The sequence below is a fragment of the Dyella sp. S184 genome, assembly GCF_009766065.1.
Lineage (GTDB): Bacteria > Pseudomonadota > Gammaproteobacteria > Xanthomonadales > Rhodanobacteraceae > Rhodanobacter.
Genome location: NZ_LMUE01000002.1, coordinates 1,124,776 through 1,143,950, shown reverse-complemented (window position 1 = coordinate 1,143,950; position 19,175 = coordinate 1,124,776). Strand labels below are relative to the sequence as shown.

Below are 19,175 nucleotides of genomic sequence, written 5' to 3'. Positions count from 1 at the left end.
CATGAACCGTATCGACTGGAATGCATTGGACGAGGCCGCGCGAAGCGAGGCATTGGCGCGCCCCGCACAATCGCGCGCAGATGAGCTGCGCCGTGGCGTGGAGCAGATCATCGCCGCCGTGCGGGAAAAAGGTGATACCGCGCTGCGGGAGCTCAGTGCGAAATACGACCGTTGCACGCTGGACGCGATCGAAGTGGATGAGGTCGAATTCGCCGCCGCCGAAGCGTCGCTCGATCCGGCCCTGAAAGCCGCGATCCACGAAGCGGCCGCACGCATCGAACTGTTCCACCATGCCGCAGCGCCGCAGCCCGTGGGCGTGGATACCGCTCCTGGCGTGCGGGTGGAACGGATCCTGCGTCCGATCAGTCGGGTTGGCCTGTACGTGCCGGCGGGCACGGCGCCGTTGCCGTCGACCGCGCTGATGCTCGGCATCCCGGCACAGATCGCCGGTTGTCGCCAGGTGGTGCTGTGTTCGCCGGCGCGTGCCGACGGATCCTGCGACGAAGCGGTGCTGTATGCCGCACGCGTCACCGGTGTGCACAAGGTATTCAAGCTCGGTGGTGCGCAGGCGATCGCGGCGATGGCTTATGGCACGGCGAGCGTGCCCCGCTGCGACAAGCTGTTCGGTCCCGGCAACTCCTGGGTCACCGAGGCGAAGCTGCAGGTTTCCACCGATCCGGATGGCGCGGCAATCGACATGCCAGCCGGCCCGTCCGAGGTGCTGGTGATTGCCGATGCGGAGGCCAATCCGGTCTTCGTCGCCGCCGATCTGCTGTCACAGGCCGAACATGGGCCGGATTCGCAGGTGATCCTGCTGAGTCCTTCCACGGCGCTGTTGGACCAGGTAGCGATCGAGGTCGATCGGCAATGTGCCGAACTGCCGCGTGGGGATATCGCGGAGAAGGCGCTGGCTCAGAGCCGTTCGATCGCCGTCGATTCGCTGAGCCAGGCGGTCGCGGTGAGCAACCGCTACGCGCCCGAGCACCTGATCCTGCAGGTGGCCGAGCCCCGCGCCTTGCTGGATGGCATCGACAGTGCAGGCTCGATTTTCCTTGGTGCATGGACACCTGAATCAGTAGGCGACTACTGCAGCGGCAGCAATCACGTGTTGCCGACCTACGGTTACGCGCGTAGCTACAGTGGCGTATCGGTGGCGAGCTACCAGAAGCAGATCACAGTGCAGGAAGTGAGTGAAGAGGGCTTGCGCAATATCGGTCCGTGCACGGCGACGCTGGCAGCAGCCGAGCAACTGGAAGCACACCGCCGCGCGGTGACCCTGCGCCTGGCAGCACTGGAGGCACGGTCATGAGCGTGCTCGATCTGGCACGACCGGAAATCCGCGCCATGCAGCCGTATTCATCCGCGCGCATGGAGGCCAGTGGTGGCCAGGTGTTCCTCAACGCGAATGAATCCGCGTGGGCACCGGTGGGCGACGATGGCCTCGGCTACAACCGCTATCCCGAACCGCAGCCAGCCGCATTGATCGAAGCAATGGCCGCACTCTACGGCGTGCGCCGCGAGCAGCTGTTGGTGGGGCGTGGCAGCGACGAGGCGATCGACCTGCTGGTGCGTGCGTTCTGTCGCGCCGGCGAAGACGCGATCCTGATCCAGCCGCCGACCTTCGGCATGTACGCGGTATGCGCACGGATCCAGAATGCGGGCGTGATCGAAGTGGCATTGAAGGCCGATTTCACCCTGGATGTCGACGCGATACTCGCTGCCGTGACGCCAGCAGTAAAGCTGGTCTTCATCTGTACCCCGAATAATCCCACCGGCCAACCGGTGCCGCGGGCGAGTGTCGAGCGGCTCGCGCAGGCGCTGGCCGCGCGTGCCTTGCTGGTGGTGGACGAAGCCTATGTGGAGTTCACGGATGCTGGCGACGCCAGCGTGGCCGACCTGATCGACCGCTACGACAATCTTGCCGTACTGCGCACCTTGTCGAAGGCTTGGGCCTTGGCTGGCGCGCGCATAGGAACCTTGCTGGCGAATGCCGAGGTGATCGCGCTGCTCAAGCGGATCATGCCGCCGTATCCGTTGCCATTGCCATGCGTGGAAGCTGCGTTGATCGCGTTGTCCGGCTGGGGCCAGGTGAATGCGCGCAATCACGTCGCCATCGTGCGCAATCAACGGGCGCGGATGCAGGAAGCGTTGCGCCAACTTCCCGGTGTGCGCGAGGTGCTACCGTCGCAGGCCAATTTCCTGGCCGTGCGTTTCGTCGATGCGGCTGCGGTATATCAACAGCTGCTCGCCGCTGGCATCGTGGTGCGCGATGTACGCCGCTATCCGAATCTCGGTGACGCGCTGCGCATCACCATCGGCACACCCGATGAAAACGATCGTGTCCTGAACGAGTTGAAAAAGGCGACCATCGGTGGCCGTGGTTTTGTCGGCAAACCGGTATCGGGTGACTACGCATGAGCCGCAAGATTCTTTTCGTCGATCGCGACGGTTGCCTGATCGAGGAACCGGCCGACCAGCAGATCGACAGCTACGAAAAGCTGGCCCTGTTGCCGGGTGTGATCGCCGCGTTGCAGCGCTTCGTCGCCGCGGGCTACGAGCTGGTGATGGTGACGAATCAGGATGGCCTCGGTACCGACAGTTTCCCCGAGTCGCACTTCACCGGACCCCACGACCTGCTGATGCGCATCCTCGCCTCGCAGGGTGTGCGTTTCCGTGAAGTGCTGATCGACCGCAGTTTTCCGCATGAGGGCAAGGACACCCGCAAGCCGGGCATCGGAATGTTGCGCCATTACCTTGCCGACGACGGCTGGAGCCGTGCGGCCTCGGCGATGGTCGGTGATCGCGAGACGGATCTTCAGTTCGCCGCGAACATTGGCGTGCGTGGCCTCCGCGTTGGCCCGGTCGGCGTGAACTGGGATGAACTGGCACACCAGCTGCTGGATGCGCCGCGCACGGCAACGGTGGTGCGCAACACCAAGGAAACCCGCATCACGGTCAGCGTGGATCTGGACAAGGTGGCCGAGCCGAAGGCGCACACCGGGCTGGGTTTCTTCGACCACATGCTGGAACAGATCGGCAAGCACGGCGGTTTTGCGCTGGAGCTGAATTGCGACGGCGACACCCATATCGATGAGCACCACACCATCGAGGACTGCGCGCTGGCACTGGGTCAGGCGCTGAAGCAGGCGCTGGGCGACAAACGTGGCATCGGTCGCTACGGCTTCACCCTGCCGATGGACGAGTCGCAGGCCAGCGCGGCCCTGGACCTGTCCGGGCGCCCGTACTTCGTGTTCGAAGGCAGCTTCCCGCGCGAACGCGTAGGCGAGGTACCGACCGAACTGGTGCCGCACTTCTTCCGCTCGCTATGCGAGACGCTGGGCGCGAACCTGCATTTGGCCGTGCAGGGCGACAACGCGCATCACATGGTCGAAGCCTGCTTCAAGGTGGTCGCGCGCGCATTGCGCCAGGCGATTCGCCGCGAGGGTAGTGAGTTGCCCAGCACCAAGGGCACGCTGTAATGAGCGTGGTCCTCGTCGATGCGGGCGGCACCAATATCGGCTCGGTGCGCTATGCGCTGCAACGGCTGGGTGTGGATGCCGCACTGACCGCGGATGCCGCGACAATTCGTGCTGCCGACAAGGTGATCCTGCCCGGCGTCGGTGCAGCTGGTCCCGGCATGGCACGGCTGCGTGAGCTGGGGCTGGTCGAGCTGATGCGTACGCTGACCCAGCCGGTGCTTGGCGTATGCCTGGGCATGCAGCTGCTGTGCGCACATTCGGAGGAGGGCGATACCGCATGCCTCGGGCTGATACCAGCGCCCGTGCGTCGCTTCGTCGAAGCTCCCGGCCTGCGCGTGCCGCATATCGGCTGGAATCAACTGCGCACGAAACAAGCGCATCCGTTGCTGGCCGGGCTGGGTGATGACGATCAGGCGTATTTCGTGCACAGCTATGCGGTGCCGGTGGGTGACTGGAGTCTTGCCACCAGCGACTACGGCGAGGCGTTCTCTGCGGTCATCGCTCGCGACAATTTCCACGGCATGCAATTTCACCCCGAGCGTTCCGCCGCCGTTGGCGCGAAGCTCCTGCAGAATTTTCTCGCGCTGTGACTGCATCTCGATGACGATCTTTGAAGTGATTCCCGCGATCGATCTGCGTGGTGGCCAGGTAGTGCGCCTGAAGCAGGGCGACTACGCGCAGCAGACTACCTACGCGGCCAACCCACGCGAGCTGGCGCAGCGCTATGCCGCTGCCGGTGCGCGCTGGCTGCATCTGGTCGATCTGGACGGTGCACGTTCCGGTAGCCTCGACAATCTGGCTGTCATCCAGGCCATCGCTGCTGACGGCATGCAGATTCAGGCCGGTGGTGGCGTGCGGGAGGAGGCCGATCTCCATCGCCTGTTCGATGCCGGTGTGCGTCGTGTGGTGCTGGGCAGCGTCGCGATCCGCGATCCCGAGCTGGTCGCCGGCTGGCTGGTCAAATACGGCGCCGAGCGGCTGACCATCGCGCTCGACACGCGCCGTATCGATGGCCGCTGGGCCTTGCCCAGTGCCGGCTGGACCGAAGTCGAGGCGCGCACGCTGGACGAACTCGCACCATGGTACGCGATGCGCGGCGCGCGCCATCTGCTTTGCACCGACATCGACCGCGACGGCATGCTGGCCGGTTTCAATCTTGAGCTGTATCGCCATCTCGCCGACCATGTGCCGCAATTGGCGGTGCAGGCCTCCGGCGGCGTGCGTTCGCTGGACGATATTCGTGCTGCACGCGAGGCTGGCGCGCAGGGCGTGATACTTGGGCGTGCCTTGCTGGAAGGGCGCTTCACCGTGCAGGAGGCGCTGGCATGTTGAGTCGCCGCATCATTCCCTGCCTGGACGTGCGTGACGGCAAAGTGGTCAAGGGCGTGCGTTTCCGCGATCACGTGGTGATGGGCGAGATCGTCGACCTCGCCCTGCGCTACCGCGACGAGGGCGCCGACGAGCTGGTGTTCTACGACATCACTGCCAGCCCGGAAGGGCGCAGCGTGGATCGTGGCTGGGTCGAGCGGGTGGCACGGGTGATCGACATCCCGTTCTGCGTCGCCGGCGGCATCCGCTCGGTCGACGAGGCGCGCGCCGTACTGCATGCCGGCGCCGACAAGATCTCGGTCAACTCACCGGCCTTGGAGCGACCAGCACTGATCGACGGACTGGCCGCCGCATTCGGCGTGCAGTGCGTGGTGGTCGGCATCGACTCGCTGCGCGATGCGGATGGCGCATGGCGCGTGCGGCAGTACACCGGCGATCCCGACAAGACGCAGGCGCTGCCGCGCAAGACGCTCGACTGGATGATCGAGGCGCAGCAACGCGGCGCTGGCGAGATCGTGCTCAACTGCATGGGCAGCGACGGTGTCCGCCAAGGCTATGATCTGGAGCAATTGTCGATTGCCCGCGCGATCTGTCAGGTGCCGTTGATCGCCTCCGGTGGTGCCGGTACGCCGGAGCATTTCAGCGATGCGTTCCTTGAGGCCGATGTGGACGGTGCACTGGCTGCCAGCGTGTTCCACTCCGGCGCGATCGCGATACCCGAACTCAAGCACTATCTGCGCGGGCAGGGCGTTGCAGTGCGAGAAGTGAGTAAAGAAGCGAGGAGTGAGAAGTGAGAGAAAAGCCAACCCCACAAAAATTGATGCGACTAGCGCCGCTCTTACTCACTTCTCACTCCTCTCCACTCACTCCTTCTCTCCGGCCACGCGCATGACCAACACTTCAGCCACCAACTTGCACTCCCTGGACTGGGCCAAGGGCGACGGCCTGCTGCCGGCGATCGTGCAGCACTGGCTGAGTGGCGAGGTATTGATGCTCGGCTACATGAATGCCGAGGCGCTGGCGCAGACGCAAGCCAGCGGCAAGGTGACGTTCTACAGCCGCAGCAAGCACCGCCTGTGGACCAAGGGCGAAAGCTCCGGCCACGTCCTTGTACTGAAGGGTATCCGCATCGACTGCGACGCCGACACCTTGCTGGTGCAGGCCGAGCCGCATGGACCGACCTGCCACTTGGGTACATCCAGCTGCTTTGGCGAAGCGGTGCAGCCACCGCTCGGCTTCCTAGCCAAACTCGATGCGCTGGTCGCGCAGCGCCATGCCGAGCGCCTCGAAGGTAGTTACACCACCAGTCTGTTTGAAGGCGGCATTCGCCGGATGGCGCAGAAAGTCGGCGAAGAAGGTGTCGAGACGGCGTTGGCTGCGGTAGCTCAGGACGATGCCGAACTGTTGGGCGAGTCAGCCGATCTGATTTTCCATCTAACGGTGTTGCTGCGGGCACGTGGACTATCGTTGACCGATGTGGCGGCGTTGCTAGCGGAACGGCATAACGTGCGCGTCGGGCGTTGAGAAAAAATTCGAAACACCGGCCGAACGATTTCATCAATTTGTTGCATCGACCGGTTGAATCCGCAGCCAGAAGCGGACCTTTCCATCATGCCGACGTGCGCCATCCGCCTAACGCGGACTACTTACTCTTCAAGCGGCACGGATGCTATTCGGAAATCAAAAATAGAAATTGACTTCTGCGTGCTGGGTGCTCGGATTCACCCAAAGCTTTGAAAGAAAAGGCTCCCCTCGCGTATCAAGCTTTTCCCCGCATCTCAATGTGGATGCTCGGACTGGATCTATAGAGCCGGTCTGCGGCACACAGATCAAATTGCGAACAGCTCCCACGTCCTTCTTGGTAAGTGGCTGTCTGGTTACAGCTATCAACGAATTCTCGTCCTCAGAATTTTCCGCCAACTCCACCTTGCGTCCTTGGTTATCTACACCGGACACAATGACCGTTCCGAATGACCAGCCGCATCGCCCAGGCACCACCCCATCCAATGGCACGCGCGCCGTGTAGCGCTTTCCGGATCGAACTAGATTGATCGGCATATCGGCATAAAACGGAGCGTCAACACCCTCCACCCAATTGATATTGGCCGCGCACGCCGAAGTCTTTGCCACCCATCTAACGGACATGCTTATGTTGATCGCGGGGGCAATCATGCCGCTCAAAACAAGATAATGCGCCGCAAACGAATCGAGCACGGGATAGTCACTGTTCCCAGGCTCCCTCTTCAGGTGGGGCGAGGAACATGCTGATAGTTGGCTCAATAGAAGTGCAGTAAAGACGATCGACTTGACGGCTGGTGCATGGATAAGCTTCGTCATATCGTAATCCTTTGATTTCCCGATGACGTCCGCTTTGAGTGGAAGCCTCAACCTGTGAACGCAACACACTACAGACGTGCGGAGAGTCTACTGCGCTATTGCCGTCGTACTGGCCGGCGCCGGCACCGCCGGCTTGAACGTCACCGCAGGACCCGGCGTGAAACCCTTGCGCCACAAGGCGAGCTGATCGGTGATGCCACTGCCGATATCGATCTGCGGTTCCGAGGCAGTGAGCTTGTCCTGCTTCTCCCATTGGCTGATCTCGCCGCTGGCCTGCTTGAACGCCTCGATGAAATCCGGTGTGCGGTTCAGTGCATCGACCAGCCATGCCTTGCCGAAATAGGTGGCGTCCGAATCGCTGCCGCAGCCGAACGAGCTGCGGTCGCTGCGGGCGGCGGCGAGTACCAGGGTGCCGGGGCCGTGCAGCGGTGGCACGAAGCCGCCGGAGTAGCAGGAGTTGATCACCAGCACCTTCCACTTGAATGGGCGCTTGGCCAGGATGCCGGCCAGATCCGGTGCGCCGATCTGGTCGAGCGGCAGCGGATCCATGTCGACCAGCAGGTTGTGATCCTGGTCGCCGTGGCTGGTGACGTAGAGCAGCAGGATGTCCTGGTCCGGCTGCATCACTTTGGCCACGCCATCGAGTGCATCTTCCAGATTGCTCCAGCTGGCCAGCGGATGGGTGGCCAGCGTGTCCGGATTGTTTTCCAGCACCAGGGTATGCGCGGTGGCACCAAAGCGTCCAGCAAACAGCTGGGCGGCGTATTCGGCTTCGTTGCGGAACACGTCTTCGCCACCATCGCCGGCGAACGTCACCACGTAGAGATTCGGCTTGCCGGCCACACGTGGAGTGAGCCTGGCCAGTGCCTCGCGGACCATCCGCGGCTGCGCAGAGAACACCTGTTCCGGCGACGGACTGGAGCTGGGCCAGTCGTCCGTGTTGTTCGCGTCGGCATCCGTGGATGCCGGGGTGGCTGGCCCGTTGTCGTCGGCTGCGATCGTTTCGGTTGCGGTGGTCGCGGAATGGCCTGCGACTGCAGGCAGTGTCGTGTGGCTGGGCAGCCACAGCATCAGCAGCACACCGGCGGCGAAAGCGAGCAGAACAGTCAGGGCACTACGCATGGTCGGCTCGCGTGGCAGCTTCAGGGTTGGATCGCGTCGAAATCGCGAAACGCCGGATGGCGTGGTGTGGCAGGGAAGACCAGTGGCTCGCGTAGCAACCAGGCCGTGCGTAGTCCGGCGGCCTGTGCTGCATCGAGTTCTTCCTCGATATCGGAGAGGAACAGGATGTGTCCGGGCTGTTCGCCGATGGCCTCGGCGATACGCCGGTAAGATTCGGCCTCGCGCTTGGGGCCGGTTTCGGTGTCGAAATAGCCGGCAAACAGCGGAGTCAGGTCGCCAGCCTCGCTGTAACGAAAAAGCAGCTGCTGCGCAGGCACTGATCCGGAGGAATAGACATACAGGCGCAGTCCGTCGGCACGCCAGTCGCGAAGCCGTGCGGCGACTTCCGGGTACATGTGGGCGCGGTAGTCGCCAGCGGCGTAGCCGTCCTTCCAGATCATGCCCTGCAGCGCCTTCAGCGCGGTGGACTTGCGATCCTGATCGATCCATTGCAGCAGCAGCTCGATGATGTCCTGACGGCTGGCTTCGACCAGCCCGGCTTCACTTGCAGCCTCATGCAGCCAGTGCTGCACTTGGGGCTGGTCGCCATGGGTTTCGACGAAAGCTGGGAGCCGCTTGCGCGCATACGGGAACAGCACGTCGCGGACGAAGCTGATCGAGCTGGTGGTGCCCTCGATGTCGGTGACGATGGCGCGGGTTTCGATCATGGCGGTGCTGGTGCGGAAAGGGCTCTCAGCATAAACGAATGGCATGTGATGCTGCGTCTACAGGCCGCAACGCCAGATGCCATCCACCATTTTGCGTTGTTTTACGCAATCTGGCGCGGTTGCATCCGTGGAAAGCGCTGGGCGATGTCGTCGCCGGTGAATTGCGCCACCCAGCCTTCCTTGTTGGTGAACAGCCTGATCGCCACGAAGTAGGGTGCCTCGCTCATGTCGAACCAGTGGCGGGTACCGTCCGGCACGCCGATCAGGTCACCCTGTTCGCACAGGATGTCGTAGACCTTGCCGGCAATATGCAGGGTGAACTGGCCGGAGCCGGCGACGAAGAAGCGCACCTCGTCCTCGCTGTGCGTGTGCTCGCTGAGGAATTTCTGGCGCAGCGTGGCGCGGTCAGGGTGGTCGGGCGTGAGGCTGATCACGTCGACCGCCTGATAGCCCTTCTCTTCCTTCAATCGGTCGATGTCGCTGCGGTAGGCAGCGATCACCTCGTCCTGGCTGGCGCCGGGGGCGATCGGCTGACTGGCTTCCCATTGTTCGAAGCGGACGCCGACCTGGCCCAGTTCACGGGCGATCGATGCGTGCTCAAGGTGCTCTGCCAGTGGCGATTGCGGCTGGGATTCGTCGAAGATGCGCAGGCGGCTCATGATGCCCTCAGTTTTTTCAGGTCCAGTTCGCAGCCCAGCAGGAACTCCAGCGCTTCCAGATGGCGTTCGGCTTCAGCCATGTCGCGGCCCCAGGTATAGATGCCGTGGCCGCCGATCAGATAGGCATGCAGCGGTTTGCCCGCGTCCAGCCAAGCGTCGACCTGGGCGACCAGTTCGGGCATGTGCTGGGTGTTCGGGAACACCGGAATCTCCAGCACGCTTTCGTGTGTGCTGTAGCCGGTAATCGCCTTCTGCAGCTCCCAGCCCTGCAGACGGATCACGCCGTCGTGCGCAAACAGCCGGGAAGCGACGCTTTGCGTGCGCGAGTGGGTGTGCAGTACGGCGTGGATCTCCGGCCAACGCCGATAGATCTGCGTGTGCAGCGCCGTTTCGGCGCTGGGCCGGGCATCGGTGCCGACGGCGCTGCCATGCAGGTCGATCAGCATGATGTCGTTGCGACCAAGCCGTCCCTTGTGCCGGCCGGAGATCGTGATGGCCGCATGCTCCGCATCGACCCGCATCGAGAAATTGCTGCTGGTGGCCGGTGTCCAGCCCATCGCCGACAGCTCGCGCGCAGTGTCCGCGATGGCGTCTGCACGGGCATCGAACAAGCTGGCCGGAATCGTGGCGGGGAGGTCTTGGCTCATGTGTTTGGACGTCCAAATGAGGGTCAACTATAACATGTGCGGGTCGGGCGCCTTGCTGGAATGAGAGCCATTCTCGCAAGTCATGAAAGATTGCGACGGCGGGCGTACCATTCCCAGAGAATCCAGCGCGGGTGCGCCGGATAGATCACCGACGGAGGCTTGCCCATGTCGAACGAACAAGATATCGAATCGCGCCGCCGATTCCTCAAGGTGGCGGCCGGTACGACCGTGGCGGCCATGGTCATCGGTGGGTTGCCGCGTTTTGCGCGCGCCGCCGATCTGCCGCCGGTGACCGAAACCGACCCGACCGCCAGTGCTCTTGGCTACGTGGAAGATGCCAGCAAGAGCACCAATGCGAAGCACAAGGCGGGAGACGAGTGCTCCAATTGTCAGTTTTATTCCGGCGGCGCTACCGGCCGTGGACCGTGCCAGCTGTTTCCGGGCAAGTCGGTGAATGCGAAAGGCTGGTGCGTATCGCACACGCCGAAGAAGGCTTGATCGCACGCGGGCACGTCGCGCTGCAGGTCATCGAAAGGCCGGCACATCGCCGGCCTTTTCTTTGCGCGCGCATAACGGCTAATCGCACCTGGCGGAGCGCAGGGAAAATCGGGGGAGGGTGTTGCGGGGCGCGTGGCCCTAAGAAAGTGCTGCCCGACACGCCAGGCTGAGGAGCTGACTCACCTGACGCGCCGGGCGGCGATCCGGGGCCCACTGCCAAGTGATCAACCCGCGGACTGAGGATCATACTCCCGCCGCATGACAATGGGCGGTCGCTCGCCGAAATTCTATCGAAAAATTCTCGTTAAATTATTCAAAAACAATAAGTTAAGTGAGAATTCTTGATCATTTTCTTTAAAAAGGCGCCAGGGTGACCCTGGCGCCTTTTTAGTGAATATCGAAGACATTCAAAGCTTTTCGGCGCTATTCGAATCAATTGACCGCAATCAGTCAAGTCATGCCTGTGACTGATTCCGCAGATGACTGTGCCGGCGGCCATAGCCGAAATAGATCGCCATGCCGATTACCGTCCAGATACCGAGCATCAGCCACTGGTACCAGTTCTCCCAGTACAGCAGGCCGAGACAGCTGAGTACGCCGAGCACGCAGGTGACCGGCGCCCACGGCACGCGGAACGTGCGCGGCAGGTCGGGTTGCGTATGACGAAGAATCAGCACGCCGGCGCAGACGGCAACGAAGGCGATCAGGGTGCCCATCGAGACGAGGTCACCGAGTATGTCGAGCGGAAACACCGCGGCGAGCGCGGCAATGCCGATACCCGTGATGACGGTGTTGATGTGCGGTGTGCGGTAGCGCGGGTGGATTCGGGAGAACACCTTGGGCAGCATGCCGTCGCGACTCATGATCATGAAGATGCGCGGCTGGGCGATGATCATGACCAGGATCACCGATGACAATCCGATCAGGGCGCCGACTTCGACCACCCAGCGGAGCCAGCCGAGTTCCGGATGTGCCCTGACCGCCGTCACGACAGGTTCGGCCGTGCTGAGCTGATCGAAGGGCAGCAGGCCGGTGATCACGGCGGCGATGCCGATATACAAAACGGTACAGATGGCCAGCGAGGCCAGCGTGGCGATCGGCAGATCGCGCTGCGGATTCTTCGCTTCCTGTGCGGCGGTCGAAGTGGCCTCGAAGCCGATGTAGGCGAAGAACACCAGGGTTGCCGCCCGCATGATGCCGGACCAGCCGTACTTTTCCGGGCCCTGGTTAGCCGGTATGAAGGGATGCCAGTAACTTGTGTTCACGTAATGCCAGCCAGCGACGATCACGATCACGATCAGGCTGACCTTGAGGATCACCATCGCGAGATTCGCGCCACTGGATTCCCGGATACCGACGTAGCACAGCCAGGTCAGCGCCAGCACGATCGCGACCGCAGGCAGGTTGAATAGCGCACCGGTCGTCACGAGATGACCATTCGTGTAGGCGAGCGGGGCGTTGGTTAGTACGTCGGGCAGATGCAACTTTATCGGGATGCCCCACTTGGCAAACAAGCTGGAGATGTCATCGAGCAGGCTGACGAAATAGCCGGTCCAGCTGACCGCGACCGCCGACGCCGACACACCGTATTCCAGCACCATGTTCCAGCCGATGAACCAAGCCACCAGTTCGCCGAGTGTGGCGTACGCATAGGAATACGAACTGCCCGACATCGGGATCAGCGTCGCGAATTCGGCGTAGCACAGCGCAGTGAAGCTGCAGCAGATGGCCGCAATCACGAACGATAGGATGATCGCCGGGCCTGCGTGCTCGGCGGCAGCCTGGCCGGTGATCACGAAGATGCCGCCGCCGATCACCGCGCCGATGCCGAGCGCAGTAAGGCCCCAGGGACCCAGCGTTCGCTTCAGGGCTGGGCCGTCACTGTCTTCGGCATTCGTGAAATCGGTCTTGCGCGCGAGTAACTGCTTGAGCATGGGCATTCCGGATATGACACCGGCACGGGATCTACCGTGCCGGTTGATGGGCCAGACAATACTGCGTTTGTATCAGCTGGGCTCGGTACCGTTGGCCAGATGGCTCTTGCGGTAGCCGTAGAGGAAGTAGAAGACAAGGCCGATGGCCGCCCAGATAACAAAGACCAGCTTTGCGGTCACGCTGAGGTTCACGAACAGCAAGAGGCAGCCAAGCACCGCCAACGGGCAAACTACCCATGCCATAGGTGTTCGGAAGGGGCGCGGGCGGTTCGGCTGTTGCTTGCGCAGTATCAGCACGCCCAACGACACCATGGCAAACGCCAGCAACGTGCCCGAATTGGACGTATCAGCGAGCTTGCCGACCGGGAACAGCGCCGAACAGATTGCGACGACAAGGCCAGTGGCGATCGTAATGATGTGTGGCGTATGAAAGCGCTTGTGCACGGTCGAGAGCACCCCTGGCAGGAGGCCGTCGCGCGACATGGTGAAGAAGATACGCGTCTGTCCAAACATCATCATCAGAATGACTGACGGCAAAGCGAGGATGGCGGCGATCCCGATCCAGTCACCCATTCTCGACCAGCCTAGCACTCGCAGTACATGCGCCAGCGGCTCTTTGCTGCAGACGAGTGCTTGAGAATGTGCGCATGCTGCTGCCATTTCCGGACCACCAGGGTCGAGTGGCATGCCATTCGACCCGAGGATCGGCTGTGCGCCGACCGAGCCGGCTGCTCCGTATCCCACGAGCAGATAGAAGATCGTGCAGATCGTCAATGATCCGATCAGTGCTATCGGAATGTTGCGGTTCGGGTTCTTCGTTTCTTCAGCCGCGGTGGATACGGCGTCGAAACCGACATAAGCGAAAAAGATCGATGCCGCAGCGCCAAGCACGCCGACGCCGCCGAGTGGGCTACCCCAGCCGCCGGGCAAAAACGGGTGGAAGTTCGCGCTCTTCGCAGCTGGCACCGCAATCAGCACGAAAGCCGTCAACGCGATGATCTTGATGCTGACCAGCACCGCATTGACACGTGCGCTTTTGGAGGTGCCAATCACGAGTAATACGGTGACAAGAAGGGCGATTATGAAAGCCAGAAGATTAAACGATCCACCGGCATAGAGTCCCGTGCGCAGGTACTCCGGCAGCGCAAACGCGCCACCCAGGAAATTGCTCTGCGCCAGCAAGCCGTTCATGTAACCGGACCAGCCAACGCAGACGACCGCCGCGCCGATACCGTACTCGAGGCCGAGGGCCCAGCCGACGATCCAGGCGACGAACTCCCCGAGCACGCCGTAGGTATAGGTGTAGGCCGAGCCAGACACCGGGACCATCGCCGCCAGTTCGGCATAGGCGAGTGCGGCCAACCCACAGACTGTGGCCGCGATGACGAAGGCGATCATCATGCCTGGCCCGGCTTTCTGGCCCGCTTCAGCAGTCAGGACGAAAATGCCGGTGCCTATGACGGCCCCGATACCCAGCAGGGTCAGTTGAAAGGCACCGAGCTGGCGTTTCAGCCCTTTTTTTTCTGCTGTTGCCAGAATCTGCTCGATCGGTTTGACGCGCTTGAAAAGCATGAATGACTCCCCTTGAAAGCAAATACGGCGCCCGATCTGCGCCACGCTGAACGTGGCATGCCGAGCTGACGTGACGGGTAACCATAACGGAGCGGGACAAGGGGGACAAGCTGCGACGCAGCTATCATGATCAACCCTAGTGGTGTCGTGTCCTTCGCTCATGCCCTCAGATTTTTCGCAGCTGCTCGCCCACCTGGAGGTGTACGCGTCACGCTGGCCGGACGAAGCCGCATCTGTGCTGACTTTCAGCGAGTTTCTTCGATCCGATTCGGCGGTTTTCGAGCGTCGTTTCCTGCCGGGTCATTTCACCGGTTCGGCATGGTTGGTCAGTGCCGATGGCGCACGGGTACTGCTGATGCATCACCGCAAACTGGGGTTATGGTTGCAGCCGGGCGGACATGCTGACGGTGATGCGGACCTGGCACGGGTGGCCTTGCGTGAGGCGCAGGAGGAAACCGGTGTGGTGGGCCTGCGCGTGGAAAACGAGATTTTCGATATCGATCGGCATCGCATTCCTGCGCGTGCGAATGAGCCGGACCATTGGCACTACGACGTGCGTTACGTCGTACGTGCTGGCGAGGACGAGCGCTTCGTGGTCAACGAGGAATCGCAGGCGCTGGCGTGGCGGTTGGTGGCCGAGGTGGCTGCTGGCAGCAAGTTCGATGCGTCGTTGCGACGGATGGCACACAAGTGGGTAGCACGCAACGACGTCGGCGCTTAGTCATATTTTGCGGGCGCCGGATTCAGATGCCCGCATACGCTGCAGGTGCGCGCTTCGCGTGAACCATAGAAGCGATCGAACACTGGCGGGAAATCACGCTCGATACTGTCGAGTACGAAGTACTCCTCGAACAGCTTGTGGTTGCAGTGCTCGCAGAACCAGAGCAGACCATCCTTTTCGCCGTCGACACGGCGACGTTCGATCACCAAGCCGATGGATTCGGGCATGCGTTGTGGCGAGTGCGGTACGCGCGGTGGCAGGTAGAAAATTTCGCCGGCGCGGATCGGGATGTCGCGCGCATGGCCACCGTCCTGCACTTTCAGCACCATCTCGCCCTCAAGCTGGTAGAAGAACTCCGGGCCTTCATCGTGGTGGTAGTCGGTACGCGCGTTGGGGCCGCCGACAATCATGATGATGAAATCGCCGTCGACGATGCACTTGTTGCCCACCGGTGGTTTCAGCAGGTGGCGGTGTTCGTCGATCCAGCGATGCAGATCGAGCGGCGGCAGCAGGGGCATTGCGGCTATTCCCGGAAAGGTGGCGACACCATAGCGCCCCCGTCAGCGCAAAAAAAGCCGGTGGAGCATGGACGGTGGCGTGGCCGATGATCTCAGGCCTTGCGGCAGGTCACGGCGTCAGTACCTGATCGATCACCATGATCACGCCGTTGGACTGCTTCAGGTTGGCGACGGTGATGTGGGCGACATTGCCGTTGTCGTCGATGATCGCCCAGCGGTCGGCGTCCCTGCTGATGGTGATCGAGTCGCCTTCGATGGTCTTCAACGCAGCGCTGCCACCGCCCGCTGCGACCGCCTTGGCCAGATCCTTCGTGGTCAGACGCCCAGGCACGACGTGGTAGCCGAGATCGCGTGCCAGCGCGGCCTCGTTGCCGGGCTTGAGCAGGCGGTCGTGCGTGTCCGCGGGCAGGGCAGCAAACGCCTTGTCCCTCGGCGCGAACAGGGTATAGGGACCAACGCCCGCGAGCGTGTCAGCCAGTTTCGTGGCCTTCATCGCGGCGGCCAGGGTAGCGAGGTCCTTCGCACCGTCGACGTTCTGCACAATGTCCTTCGATGGCGACATGCTGGGTTCGCTGTCCGGCACGGCCTTAGACGCGGTGGTGGCCTTAGGCGTGCTGGTCTTGCCGGCCACCACCACCGGCGCCATGGCCAATGCCAGTAAAAGACCCACGGCGAGGGCTCGCATGCGCTGATTGATCTTCATAGGTCTCTCCAGAATATCTTCGCTTCACGGATCGTTAGCGCATGAAGATACAGCAGGTATGCGGTTGCCCATATGGGTGCATTGAGCACCATGGTGTTGTCGTTGCCGCAAAAAAAACGCCGCCCCGACGAGGGAATCGGGGCGGCGGACAGATTGAAGCGTTGCGCGGCAGCCAGTTACGGCATCAGCACCTTGTCGATGACGAAGATCACGCCATTGGACTGAATCACATCAGCAATGGTGATGTTGGCAACATTGCCCTTGTCATCGGTGACCGTCCACGCACTGCCGTCCTTGCTGATCGTGATCGAATCGCCTTCGACGGTCTTCAATACCGCCTTGCCACCACCAGCTTTAACTGCCTCGGCAAGATCATGCGAAGTCATCTTGCCGGCAACCACATGGTAGGTAAGGATCTTGGTCAGCGTGGCCTTGTTCTCCGGCTTCAGCAGGGTATCGACGGTGCCGGCGGGCAGGGCGGCAAACGCCTCGTTGGTCGGCGCGAACACAGTGAACGGTCCTGTGCCGGAAAGGGTGTCGACCAGGCCTGCAGCCTTCACCGCGGCGACCAGGGTGGTGTGATCCTTAGAGTTGACTGCGTTCTGAATGATGTTCTTGGACGGATACATCGCTGCGCCGCCGACCATCGGATCCTTGTGCATGCTCATCGAACCCATGGCATCCGACTGGGCGAAGGCCATCGGCACAACGGCAGCGGTGGACAAGGCGATGCAGAGGCCGACGGCGAGGGTTCGTATGGAATGGTTCATCTTCATTATCTATATCTCCAAGTCTTTTCCGCTTACCGGATTGGAAGCATGTGGAGATACGGCGTCCGGCTGGATTCGGATGCACGAATGGTAGCGACAGAGATCCTGCCTAAGTCGTCGTCCTTGCGAAGAGATCCTCTCCCCAAGTCGTCATCCCGGCGAAGGCCGGGATCGCTTTTCCAACACGGCTGCGTAGAAGCGATCCCGGCCTTCGCCGGGATGACGATATGAGGGGTGGGCTGTTACCGGTTGCAATTGCTGCCGCGATTCAAACCTCGAGCGTCGCCAGATCACCTTTCTCTTCCAGCCACGCCTTGCGGTCACCAGCACGCTTTTTTGCCAGCAACATATCCATCAGCTTTGACGTGCCGTCATCATCGCTGATGGTCAGCTGTACCAGTCGGCGCGTATCCGGATGGATGGTCGATTCGCGTAATTGTGGGGGGTTCATTTCGCCCAGCCCCTTGAAGCGGGTGGTGCTGACTGCGCCCTTCATCTTCTCGCGCTCGATCCGTTGCAGCATCGCTTCCTTCTCGCTTTCGTCGAGGCAGTAGAACACCTGCTTGCCGACATCGACGCGGAACAGCGGCGGCATTGCCACGAACACATGGCCTTCGCTGACCAGCGTCGGGAAATGTTTCAGGAACAGTGCCGCCAGCAGCGTGGCGATATGCAGGCCATCCGAGTCCGCATCGGCGAGGATGATCACCTTGCCGTAGCGCAGGCCGGACAGATCGTCCTTGCCAGGGTCGCAGCCGATCGCCACGGCGAGGTTGTGGACTTCTTCCGAGGCCAGCACCGAGGTCGATTCGACTTCCCAGGTGTTGAGGATCTTGCCGCGCAGCGGCAGGATCGCCTGGAACTCCTTGTCGCGCGCCTGCTTGGCGCTGCCGCCGGCGGAATCGCCCTCGACCAGGAACAGTTCGGTGCGGGTGAGGTCGGTGGCGGTGCAGTCGGCCAGCTTGCCGGGCAGTTGCGGACCTTGGGTGATCTTCTTGCGCACGATCTGCTTGGCCGCTTTCAGGCGCGCGCTGGCGCGCTCGATTGCCAGCTGGGCAATTCGCTCGCCCATCTCCACGTTCTGATTGAGCCACAGGCTGAAGGCATCGTGGATGACGTTCTCGACCATGCCGGCGGTCTGGCGAGAGGACAACCGTTCCTTGGTCTGGCCGGCGAACTGCGGGTCCTGCAGCTTGGCTGACAGCACGAAGGCGAGCCGTTCCCACACATCCTCAGGTGCCAGCTTGACGCTGCGTGGCAGCAGGTTGCGGATTTCGCAGAACTCACGGATCGCCGTAGTCAAGCCGGTGCGCAAGCCGTTGACGTGGGTGCCACCCTGCGCGGTGGGGATCAGGTTGACGTAGCTCTCCTGCACCAGCTCGCCTTCCGGCAACCAGGCCAGCGCCACTTCCAGACCTTCCACGTCGCGCGCCATGTGGTGCACGAACAGCTCGTTCGGCAATGCCTCGGCACCGTCGAGTTCGCCGCGCAGGTAATCGCGCAGGCCATCCTCGTAATGCCACTCGATCGTCTCGCCACTGGCTTCGTCGGTGAGCTTCACGTTGAGGCCAGCGCACAGCACGGCCTTGGCGCGCAGCAGGTGCTTCAGTTTCGACAGCGAGATCTTCGGCGAATCGAAATACTTAGCTTCCGGCCAGAAGCGCAAGGTGGTGCCGCTGCGCTTCTTCGGTACCGTGCCGATCACTTCCAGTGGACTGACCTTGTCGCCGTGGGCGAATACCATCCGATATTCGGAGCCGTCGCGGCGGATGTTCACCTCGACCCGGTCGGACAGCGCATTGACCACCGAGACGCCGACGCCGTGCAGACCGCCGGAGAAGTTGTAGTTCTTGCCGCTGAACTTACCGCCCGCGTGCAGCCGGGTCATGATCAGCTCGACGCCGGAGACGCCTTCTTCCGGATGGATGTCCACCGGCATGCCGCGACCGTCGTCGCTCACTTCCACCGAACCGTCGTTGTAAAGCATCACCTCGATCGAGCTGGCGTGGCCGGCCAGCGCCTCATCCACCGAGTTGTCGACCACTTCCTGCACCAGGTGATTCGGGCGCGTGGTGTCGGTATACATGCCGGGGCGGCGTTTGACCGGATCCAGGCCGGAGAGGACTTCAATATCGGCGGCGTTGTAGCGACTGCTCATGCGTGTATTTCGGGTAGGTCA

General features: G+C 62.2%; 20 protein-coding genes. 9 read left to right on the top strand and 11 right to left on the bottom strand.

Translation table 11 applies throughout. The features are described 5' to 3' along the window. Position 1: 1 nt before the first annotated feature. The 7 genes from hisD (at position 2) to hisIE (ending at position 6,332) form a co-directional block, all read left to right on the top strand. Positions 2-1,309 (top strand): histidinol dehydrogenase, encoded by a 1,308-nt coding sequence (gene hisD / locus GSQ75_RS05000; protein WP_158753383.1) that lies wholly within the window; start codon positions 2-4, stop codon positions 1,307-1,309. Next, positions 1,306-2,418 (top strand): histidinol-phosphate transaminase, encoded by a 1,113-nt coding sequence (hisC, locus tag GSQ75_RS04995; protein WP_158753382.1) that lies wholly within the window; start codon positions 1,306-1,308, stop codon positions 2,416-2,418. Before hisD ends, hisC begins: the two co-directional genes overlap by 4 nt. Next, positions 2,415-3,479: a bifunctional histidinol-phosphatase/imidazoleglycerol-phosphate dehydratase HisB gene (gene hisB / locus GSQ75_RS04990; RefSeq protein ID WP_158753381.1), complete on the top strand. Its 1,065-nt coding sequence runs from the start codon at positions 2,415-2,417 to the stop codon at positions 3,477-3,479. Before hisC ends, hisB begins: the two co-directional genes overlap by 4 nt. Beyond that, entirely contained in the window at positions 3,479-4,069 is a 591-nt protein-coding gene (gene hisH, locus GSQ75_RS04985) for an imidazole glycerol phosphate synthase subunit HisH (protein ID WP_158753380.1), read from the top strand. The genes hisB and hisH overlap by 1 nt, the downstream gene beginning before the upstream one ends. Positions 4,070-4,079: 10 nt before the next feature. After that, positions 4,080-4,811: a 1-(5-phosphoribosyl)-5-[(5-phosphoribosylamino)methylideneamino]imidazole-4-carboxamide isomerase gene (hisA, locus tag GSQ75_RS04980; protein ID WP_158753379.1), complete on the top strand. Its 732-nt coding sequence runs from the start codon at positions 4,080-4,082 to the stop codon at positions 4,809-4,811. Beyond that, positions 4,805-5,602 (top strand): imidazole glycerol phosphate synthase subunit HisF, encoded by a 798-nt coding sequence (gene hisF, locus GSQ75_RS04975; protein WP_158753378.1) that lies wholly within the window; start codon positions 4,805-4,807, stop codon positions 5,600-5,602. The genes hisA and hisF overlap by 7 nt, the downstream gene beginning before the upstream one ends. 94 nt (positions 5,603-5,696) lie before the next feature. After that, on the top strand, positions 5,697-6,332 hold the full coding sequence (hisIE, locus tag GSQ75_RS04970) for a bifunctional phosphoribosyl-AMP cyclohydrolase/phosphoribosyl-ATP diphosphatase HisIE (RefSeq protein ID WP_158753377.1): 636 nt from the start codon (positions 5,697-5,699) through the stop codon (positions 6,330-6,332). Positions 6,333-6,488: 156 nt separating this feature from the next. Here the strand turns inward: hisIE and GSQ75_RS04965 are convergent, their stop codons facing one another. From GSQ75_RS04965 to GSQ75_RS04945, 5 genes are all read right to left on the bottom strand, one after another. Further along, positions 6,489-7,145 (bottom strand): hypothetical protein, encoded by a 657-nt coding sequence (locus GSQ75_RS04965; RefSeq protein WP_158753376.1) that lies wholly within the window; start codon positions 7,143-7,145, stop codon positions 6,489-6,491. 87 nt (positions 7,146-7,232) lie between these two features. Next, on the bottom strand, positions 7,233-8,267 hold the full coding sequence (locus tag GSQ75_RS04960) for a C13 family peptidase (protein WP_158753375.1): 1,035 nt from the start codon (positions 8,265-8,267) through the stop codon (positions 7,233-7,235). Between the two features lie 20 nt (positions 8,268-8,287). After that, positions 8,288-8,974: an acireductone synthase gene (gene mtnC / locus GSQ75_RS04955; RefSeq protein ID WP_158753915.1), complete on the bottom strand. Its 687-nt coding sequence runs from the start codon at positions 8,972-8,974 to the stop codon at positions 8,288-8,290. A 101-nt stretch (positions 8,975-9,075) separates the two neighbouring features. Next, positions 9,076-9,633: an acireductone dioxygenase gene (locus GSQ75_RS04950; RefSeq protein WP_158753374.1), complete on the bottom strand. Its 558-nt coding sequence runs from the start codon at positions 9,631-9,633 to the stop codon at positions 9,076-9,078. After that, positions 9,630-10,280 (bottom strand): methylthioribulose 1-phosphate dehydratase, encoded by a 651-nt coding sequence (locus GSQ75_RS04945; RefSeq protein WP_158753373.1) that lies wholly within the window; start codon positions 10,278-10,280, stop codon positions 9,630-9,632. Before GSQ75_RS04945 ends, GSQ75_RS04950 begins: the two co-directional genes overlap by 4 nt. Positions 10,281-10,445: 165 nt before the next feature. On the opposite strand from GSQ75_RS04945, the gene GSQ75_RS04940 reads away from it, so the two are divergent. Next, positions 10,446-10,778, top strand: coding sequence for a high-potential iron-sulfur protein (locus GSQ75_RS04940; RefSeq protein ID WP_158753372.1), 333 nt, complete (start codon positions 10,446-10,448; stop codon positions 10,776-10,778). A gap of 455 nt (positions 10,779-11,233) precedes the next feature. On the opposite strand, the gene GSQ75_RS04935 is transcribed toward GSQ75_RS04940, so the two are convergent. Further along, on the bottom strand, positions 11,234-12,712 hold the full coding sequence (locus GSQ75_RS04935) for an amino acid permease (RefSeq protein ID WP_158753371.1): 1,479 nt from the start codon (positions 12,710-12,712) through the stop codon (positions 11,234-11,236). A gap of 72 nt (positions 12,713-12,784) precedes the next feature. Further along, on the bottom strand, positions 12,785-14,284 hold the full coding sequence (locus tag GSQ75_RS04930) for an amino acid permease (RefSeq protein ID WP_158753370.1): 1,500 nt from the start codon (positions 14,282-14,284) through the stop codon (positions 12,785-12,787). A gap of 160 nt (positions 14,285-14,444) precedes the next feature. On the opposite strand from GSQ75_RS04930, the gene GSQ75_RS04925 reads away from it, so the two are divergent. Further along, on the top strand, positions 14,445-15,005 hold the full coding sequence (locus GSQ75_RS04925; protein WP_158753369.1) for an NUDIX hydrolase: 561 nt from the start codon (positions 14,445-14,447) through the stop codon (positions 15,003-15,005). Here GSQ75_RS04925 and GSQ75_RS04920 read toward each other — a convergent pair. From GSQ75_RS04920 to parE, 4 genes are all read right to left on the bottom strand, one after another. Next, positions 15,002-15,523, bottom strand: coding sequence for a 3-hydroxyanthranilate 3,4-dioxygenase (locus GSQ75_RS04920; RefSeq protein WP_158753368.1), 522 nt, complete (start codon positions 15,521-15,523; stop codon positions 15,002-15,004). The genes GSQ75_RS04925 and GSQ75_RS04920 overlap by 4 nt on opposite strands. Positions 15,524-15,632: 109 nt before the next feature. Beyond that, positions 15,633-16,226 carry a fasciclin domain-containing protein gene (locus tag GSQ75_RS04915; RefSeq protein WP_158753367.1) on the bottom strand — a complete coding sequence of 198 codons (594 nt, stop codon included), beginning with the start codon at positions 16,224-16,226 and terminating at the stop codon, positions 15,633-15,635. 176 nt (positions 16,227-16,402) lie between these two features. After that, complete coding sequence (locus GSQ75_RS04910) at positions 16,403-16,996, bottom strand: fasciclin domain-containing protein (protein ID WP_216840604.1); 594 nt, start codon at positions 16,994-16,996, stop codon at positions 16,403-16,405. Between the two features lie 268 nt (positions 16,997-17,264). Continuing rightward, positions 17,265-19,154, bottom strand: a complete 1,890-nt coding sequence (gene parE / locus GSQ75_RS04905) for a DNA topoisomerase IV subunit B (RefSeq protein ID WP_158753365.1) — start codon at positions 19,152-19,154, stop codon at positions 17,265-17,267. Positions 19,155-19,175 lie beyond the last annotated feature (21 nt).

What these genes read in the sequence shown, in the direction of transcription:
- GSQ75_RS04945 (WP_158753373.1), bottom strand. Translation starts at nt 10,280, where the DNA reads ATGAGCCAAGACCTCCCCGCCACGATTCCGGCCAGCTTGTTCGATGCC.
- GSQ75_RS04960 (WP_158753375.1), bottom strand. Translation starts at nt 8,267, where the DNA reads ATGCGTAGTGCCCTGACTGTTCTGCTCGCTTTCGCCGCCGGTGTGCTG.
- hisF (WP_158753378.1), top strand. Translation starts at nt 4,805, where the DNA reads ATGTTGAGTCGCCGCATCATTCCCTGCCTGGACGTGCGTGACGGCAAA.
- parE (WP_158753365.1), bottom strand. Translation starts at nt 19,154, where the DNA reads ATGAGCAGTCGCTACAACGCCGCCGATATTGAAGTCCTCTCCGGCCTG.
- GSQ75_RS04920 (WP_158753368.1), bottom strand. Translation starts at nt 15,523, where the DNA reads ATGCCCCTGCTGCCGCCGCTCGATCTGCATCGCTGGATCGACGAACAC.
- GSQ75_RS04915 (WP_158753367.1), bottom strand. Translation starts at nt 16,226, where the DNA reads ATGAAGATCAATCAGCGCATGCGAGCCCTCGCCGTGGGTCTTTTACTG.
- hisA (WP_158753379.1), top strand. Translation starts at nt 4,080, where the DNA reads ATGACGATCTTTGAAGTGATTCCCGCGATCGATCTGCGTGGTGGCCAG.
- GSQ75_RS04950 (WP_158753374.1), bottom strand. Translation starts at nt 9,633, where the DNA reads ATGAGCCGCCTGCGCATCTTCGACGAATCCCAGCCGCAATCGCCACTG.
- hisIE (WP_158753377.1), top strand. Translation starts at nt 5,697, where the DNA reads ATGACCAACACTTCAGCCACCAACTTGCACTCCCTGGACTGGGCCAAG.
- GSQ75_RS04935 (WP_158753371.1), bottom strand. Translation starts at nt 12,712, where the DNA reads ATGCTCAAGCAGTTACTCGCGCGCAAGACCGATTTCACGAATGCCGAA.
- hisB (WP_158753381.1), top strand. Translation starts at nt 2,415, where the DNA reads ATGAGCCGCAAGATTCTTTTCGTCGATCGCGACGGTTGCCTGATCGAG.
- hisD (WP_158753383.1), top strand. Translation starts at nt 2, where the DNA reads ATGAACCGTATCGACTGGAATGCATTGGACGAGGCCGCGCGAAGCGAG.
- GSQ75_RS04940 (WP_158753372.1), top strand. Translation starts at nt 10,446, where the DNA reads ATGTCGAACGAACAAGATATCGAATCGCGCCGCCGATTCCTCAAGGTG.
- hisH (WP_158753380.1), top strand. Translation starts at nt 3,479, where the DNA reads ATGAGCGTGGTCCTCGTCGATGCGGGCGGCACCAATATCGGCTCGGTG.
- GSQ75_RS04925 (WP_158753369.1), top strand. Translation starts at nt 14,445, where the DNA reads ATGCCCTCAGATTTTTCGCAGCTGCTCGCCCACCTGGAGGTGTACGCG.
- hisC (WP_158753382.1), top strand. Translation starts at nt 1,306, where the DNA reads ATGAGCGTGCTCGATCTGGCACGACCGGAAATCCGCGCCATGCAGCCG.
- GSQ75_RS04965 (WP_158753376.1), bottom strand. Translation starts at nt 7,145, where the DNA reads ATGACGAAGCTTATCCATGCACCAGCCGTCAAGTCGATCGTCTTTACT.
- mtnC (WP_158753915.1), bottom strand. Translation starts at nt 8,974, where the DNA reads ATGATCGAAACCCGCGCCATCGTCACCGACATCGAGGGCACCACCAGC.
- GSQ75_RS04910 (WP_216840604.1), bottom strand. Translation starts at nt 16,996, where the DNA reads ATGAACCATTCCATACGAACCCTCGCCGTCGGCCTCTGCATCGCCTTG.
- GSQ75_RS04930 (WP_158753370.1), bottom strand. Translation starts at nt 14,284, where the DNA reads ATGCTTTTCAAGCGCGTCAAACCGATCGAGCAGATTCTGGCAACAGCA.